The 1,423-nt window shown below is 45.1% G+C and carries 2 protein-coding genes; one reads left to right on the top strand and one right to left on the bottom strand.

What is annotated here, in order from left to right:
* Positions 1-706, bottom strand: a 706-nt coding sequence (locus tag A3756_RS18205) for an ABC-F family ATP-binding cassette domain-containing protein (RefSeq protein ID WP_156490581.1), incomplete at its 3' end; no start/stop codon positions are given.
* A 36-nt stretch (positions 707-742) separates the two neighbouring features.
* Here A3756_RS18205 and A3756_RS18210 point away from each other — a divergent pair.
* Positions 743-1,396, top strand: coding sequence for a DUF2390 domain-containing protein (locus A3756_RS18210; protein ID WP_068507042.1), 654 nt, complete (start codon positions 743-745; stop codon positions 1,394-1,396).
* Positions 1,397-1,423 lie beyond the last annotated feature (27 nt).

Here is a 1,423-nt window from a genome sequence, read left to right on the forward strand (position 1 = left end):
TCTCGAACTCACTATAAGTTCCTGTATATTGATTCAGCTGCTTGTGTTCGAAGTGAAGAATATGTGTCGACACGGCATCAATGAAGTCACGGTCATGAGAAATGAATAACACCGTACCTTCGTAACGTTTCAGCCATTGCTCCAGCCAGAGCATCGCATCTAGATCCAAGTGGTTCGTCGGCTCATCCAGCAACAATAGGTCAGAAGGGCACATCAGTGCTTGCGCCAAATTCAAACGAATTCGCCAACCACCAGAGAAGTCATTAACCGGGCGCTGCATGTCTTTCTGATCAAATCCCAAACCATGCAGTAACTTTTCCACGATAACTGGTGCTTCATAGGCACCTATGTGCTCCAGCTCTCCATGGAGTTCAGCAATTTTATGGTCATCGTGTGCGGCTTCAGCTTGTTTTAATTCAGCCTCCAGACTACGGAGCTGCTGATGGCCATCGAGCACATAATCTTTAGCCGTTCGCTCTCCTGCTGTGACTTCCTGAGCCATATGAGAAACACGGCAGTTACCGGGCAAAGAATAGGCACCCGAATCCGGGCTAAGTTCGCCTAAGATAAGTTTAAACAAGCTTGTTTTTCCTGCCCCGTTGGCGCCAATAATCGCCACACGTTGACCGGCATGCACAAGGGCATTCGCCTCGGCTAATAAAGGCTCCGGGCCTCTTCGTAGGGTCAATGCATCGATCTTTAACATTCAGGAAACCTGCCTTTACTGATAAGATATGTCTGGATGGCGCAGACGGTAGCGGATATCCTACGCAACATCAATCCTAAGATGCCGATAAATTCCTATGGATTTATTTCGATTTACACTTATCAAATATGCTCTAACCAAATGACTCATAGCCGCCCCTCTATCACCGCAATATCGGCAGCAGAAATGAACGCCCTCTCTCTAGAGAATGAATTTTGGCTATGTTCACTTAAGCTGTGGAAGAATAAAACACTGCAAGACACCTTATTAGACCTACAAGATGCCCAAGGCTTTCGCGTCAACCTATCACTCTTTGCAATGTGGGCTGGGCTTATGAAAAAGAATATTACACCGCTGCTACCCAACATCAACGAAGAGCTAGACTCTTGGCACGAACAAGTCGTTGCACCACTTAGGCAGGTAAGAAAAAGTCTACCCAAAGGTGCGCTAAGAAAGGACGTTCAGCAAAACGAGCTGCAAGCCGAACAAGTCGAACATGCTTTACTGTTTAAGCTATCTCAGACGATTCCATTTGAGCAGAACGGAGACACGATCGATATTCTGATTGGTAATTTATTAGCTAGCAGGCTGCCGAAATCACATCTATTATTATGTATTCGAACTTGTTTACCAAATTGCTCCGACTCTGAAATCCAGTCACAAATTTGTAAACACAATATTAGCTATTAACAACACAAAACATGATCTTAATAGCAC

Source organism: Oleiphilus sp. HI0086, assembly GCF_001635225.1.

What these genes read in the sequence shown, in the direction of transcription:
- A3756_RS18210 (WP_068507042.1), top strand. Translation starts at nt 743, where the DNA reads ATGGCGCAGACGGTAGCGGATATCCTACGCAACATCAATCCTAAGATG.